Genomic DNA, 3,998 nt, shown 5'->3' on the forward strand with positions numbered 1-3,998 from the left:
CGTTGTGTTTCAACGGTAACTGTGCCAAAAGGGATGCGAGCTTTAACAGCTTCTATATCCAGCTCTGCTTCATCAGTAGGAATTGCTAATTTAACAGTAACACACATATTATTTAAATCTTCATTTGGGAGCATTGCTTCAATACCAGCCATTGAATTATGATAAATGGCATTATCAACAGCTCGAACAGCTGCTTTAGTGACATCTTGGCCATGAACATCGACACCAAAACCCGTTTGGATAAAGAGTACTTTTTTCATAACAAAAAACCTCCATTCGTATAGTTTCAGTATAGGTGTAGAAAGCTGTTAAATCAAGTTGTTCAGCCTTTACAAAAAATGATACAATAATGTATGAGTATTATTGTAAAAGTGAGTCCATATAAACGTCAAAGTGACGAATGAGCAATTGTCTTAATATAATAGACAGTTGGGAAACCGAAAGGATGATAACGATGACAGATAAGTCCATGCGTACGATTCAACAAGAAGTAGATGACCATATCGGTCAATTTAAAACGGGTTATTTTTCACCATTAGCGATGATGGCACGTATTACCGAAGAAACCGGTGAATTGGCACGTGAAGTTAATCATTTTTACGGTGAAAAACCAAAAAAAACAAGTGAAGCAGAAGTAACTGTTAAAGAAGAACTTGGAGATGTTTTATTCACAATTATTTGTATGGCTAATTCATTAGGCATTGATTTACAAGAGGCACACGAAGAAGTGCTGCATAAATTTAACACCCGCGATAAAGATCGTTGGGAACGAAAGGATGACTAAAATGATAAAAATTGCGGTAACAGGTTATACGGGACGCATGGGTTCAGAGGCGGTTCGTTTAGTTTTAAATGATGAAAATTATGAATTGGTCGGCGTATTAGGTCACCGTCACCAACATCAAAATATAAATGAAATTGCTGAATTTAATGCTTATGATGTACCAGTTTACAATGAGATTGAAACATTATTTTCTGAGGAAAATTTTGATGTACTCATTGAATTAACAACACCTGCAGTGGGTTACAAACATACTAAAATGGCACTTTCACACAAAGTAGCACCTGTTGTAGGAACAACTGGTTTTACACCAGAACAGATAGAAGAATTACAGAGTTTAGCAATCACAAATCAAACAGGTGGTTTAATTGCACCTAATTTTGCAGTCGGTGCTGTCTTGATGATGAAATTTGCACGTATGGCAGCGAAGTATTTTCCTGATGTTGAAATTACAGAACTCCACCATGATCGTAAGTTAGATGCTCCATCTGGAACCGCTGTTAAAACAGCTGAGATGATTGCAGAAGTACGTCCAGAGCATTACCAAGGAAATGTAGATGAAGAGGAAACAATGCCTGGTGCTCGTGGTGCTAATTATGAAGGTATGCGTATTCATAGTGTCCGCTTACCCGGTTTAATTGCACATCAAGAAGTGCTATTTGGTGCATCAGGACAAGGTTTAACAATTCGTCACGATTCATATGACCGTGCGTCATTTATGTCGGGTGTAAAACTAGGTGTGGATCACGTGGTTGTAAATCCTGGATTAGTTTATGGATTGGATAACATATTAGATTAGGTAGGGATGTCATGTTAACAGGAAAATTTAAAGAGGCTCTGCCTTTATTAGAAACATTAACAACTGCTGGATACGAAGCTTATTTTGTTGGTGGCTCCGTGCGGGATGTCATTCTTAATCGACCAATCGCTGATGTGGATATTGCCACTTCGGCTTATCCAGAAGAGGTTAAAAAACTCTTTAGCCATACAATTGATACGGGAATTCAACATGGAACCGTGACGGTAATGATGGAAAAAGAAGGGTATGAAATCACAACCTTCCGAACAGAGTCAACATACCAAGATTATCGTCGTCCAGACGAAGTCACATTTGTACGTTCGTTAAAAGAGGATTTAAAACGTCGTGATTTTACGATGAATGCCATCGCAATGGATCAATTTGGTATTTTGCATGATCCTTATCAGGGTCAAGCAGCGATTGTGGCACAAATAATTGAAGCAGTTGGTATTGCTGATGAGCGTTTTTCAGAAGACGCATTACGAATGATGCGTGCATTACGATTCGTGAGTCAACTCGGATTCACATTGGAGCTAGCAACAAAGAACGCCATTAAAAATAACCGTGCATTATTGGAGCATATTGCAGTTGAACGTTGTTATGTTGAAATGACAAAACTATTATTAGGGAGTAATGTGCAACAAGGATTAGCGTTAATCACTGATACAAACATATATCAGCATCTGCCCGGTTTAGCAGAAGCTGCCACCAGTTTAGAAAAACTACAAACAATTAACTGGCCAAGTGAACGTCAACCGCAATTAGTATGGACGCTTTTTTGTTCCGAGGTCGCGCCACTAGAAGCGAAACGTTTCTTAAAAAAATGGAAAGCTTCAAATGAAATGATGACGGCTGTCAGTCACGCATTGACTTATTACCAAACAGTGCCTGTGTGGTCTTCACTTACATTATACGATGCAGGTGAAGCTACAATCACATTAGTAGAGCAACTAAAGAGGGCACATAATATAGCAACAGACACAACAGAAGTTTTGGAACAATACCACCAATTACCAATTCAGAATCGTCATCAATTGGCAGTTAGTGGTCATGATTTAATGCTTTGGTTAGAAAAAGCACCAGGTGCTTGGATTGCGACACTGATACGCAAGATTGAAGTTGCTGTTGTTGAAGGTTTATTAGCGAATGAAGCAAGTGCAATTAGAGAGTGGGTAGAAAATGAAAACTGATATTCGAAAAGCCTTATTAGAACTTTTTTCTTCAACAGAAACTGAATTTGTTTCTGGACAAGCGATTGCGGATCATCTTAACTGTTCACGCACAGCGGTTTGGAAACATATGAATGCCTTGAAAGAAGAAGGTTTTTTGGTTGAAGCCGTGAGAAATAAAGGGTATCGCCTAGAACAAAATACCGATCAAATTTCAGAAAATGAACTTTATCTTGGTTTGAAGACAGAGGTAATTGGCCAAAAAATTGTGTATGTCGAAGAGACAAGTTCAACCCAATTGATTGCACAACAACTACTGCACCAAGATACACCAGAAGGCACGCTTGTTGTGACTAACTTTCAAAGTGCAGGTCGCGGACGGTTGTCACGCGCTTGGTTATCAGAGCCAGGGGATAATATCGCTATGAGTCTCATTTTAAAACCAAAGTTATCGATGCAACAGTTTCCACAATTGACATTTTTAGCTTCAGTATCAATCGTAGCGGCTATAAAAGAAGTTGTAGGGATTGAAGCACAGATTAAATGGCCTAATGATATTTTCATTGCAGGTAAAAAAGTTTGTGGCGTATTGACGGAAATGGTCAGTGATCCGGAAGAAGTAAAAGCAGTCATCATCGGCATGGGAATCAACGTTAATCAGGCTGTTTTTGCTGAGGATATTGCAACGATTGCAACGAGTTTACGACTTGAAAGTGGAGAAAAACAACAGCGCAGTGCTTTAATACAAGCAATTTTAGTACACTTCGAAGCATTTTATCAACAATACTTGACTGAAGGTTTTTCTCCAATTAAAAAATATTGGGAAGCGCATGCTTTGCAGTTTAATAAAAACATTAAAGCTCGTACCTTAAAAGGTGTTTTAGAAGGCGAATTTAAAGGTATTACCGATGATGGCGTATTATTATTACAAGATGCAGCGGGCGAAATTCACCACGTATATTCAGCTGATATTGAAATATAAATAGTCAACAAAAACCTCAATATTATGTTTTTAAAAAGGTAGTGTTGAACAAGAAAGGCGAACTTATCAATGAGATAAGTTCGCCTTTTTGAGTAGAGTTATGCTGACAGATAGAAAGTCTTTTATAATACTTAAAACTTCATGATTATTTTGGCTCTATGTCAAATAGTGTTGTTATTCAAAATTAAGCAAAATATGTCACTTAGGCAGCTACCTTTTTTTGGTAGCTGTTTATTTTTAGTCATTCCTAACGTGAGGGAAGCTTTC

The 3,998-nt window shown here is 37.9% G+C and carries 5 protein-coding genes; 4 read left to right on the top strand and 1 reads right to left on the bottom strand.

Going from position 1 to position 3,998, the window contains the following annotated elements:
- On the bottom strand, positions 1–260 hold a 260-nt coding region (locus IKV95_RS07000), incomplete at its 3' end, for a Lin0512 family protein (protein ID WP_287451562.1).
- Between the two features lie 194 nt (positions 261–454).
- Between IKV95_RS07000 and IKV95_RS07005 the strand changes: the two genes are divergently transcribed.
- The 4 genes from IKV95_RS07005 to IKV95_RS07020 are packed head-to-tail and all read left to right on the top strand — an operon-like array spanning position 455 to position 3,731.
- Positions 455–784 (top strand): nucleotide pyrophosphohydrolase, encoded by a 330-nt coding sequence (locus tag IKV95_RS07005; protein ID WP_029092629.1) that lies wholly within the window; start codon positions 455–457, stop codon positions 782–784.
- Positions 785–788: 4 nt separating this feature from the next.
- Positions 789–1,580: a 4-hydroxy-tetrahydrodipicolinate reductase gene (dapB, locus tag IKV95_RS07010; RefSeq protein WP_287451564.1), complete on the top strand. Its 792-nt coding sequence runs from the start codon at positions 789–791 to the stop codon at positions 1,578–1,580.
- A gap of 11 nt (positions 1,581–1,591) precedes the next feature.
- Positions 1,592–2,770: a CCA tRNA nucleotidyltransferase gene (locus IKV95_RS07015; protein WP_069134645.1), complete on the top strand. Its 1,179-nt coding sequence runs from the start codon at positions 1,592–1,594 to the stop codon at positions 2,768–2,770.
- Entirely contained in the window at positions 2,760–3,731 is a 972-nt protein-coding gene (locus IKV95_RS07020) for a biotin--[acetyl-CoA-carboxylase] ligase (protein WP_069126562.1), read from the top strand. The genes IKV95_RS07015 and IKV95_RS07020 overlap by 11 nt, the downstream gene beginning before the upstream one ends.
- Positions 3,732–3,998 lie beyond the last annotated feature (267 nt).

The organism is Brochothrix sp. (assembly GCF_017549435.1).
In the GTDB taxonomy this organism is placed as follows: domain Bacteria; phylum Bacillota; class Bacilli; order Lactobacillales; family Listeriaceae; genus Brochothrix; species Brochothrix thermosphacta.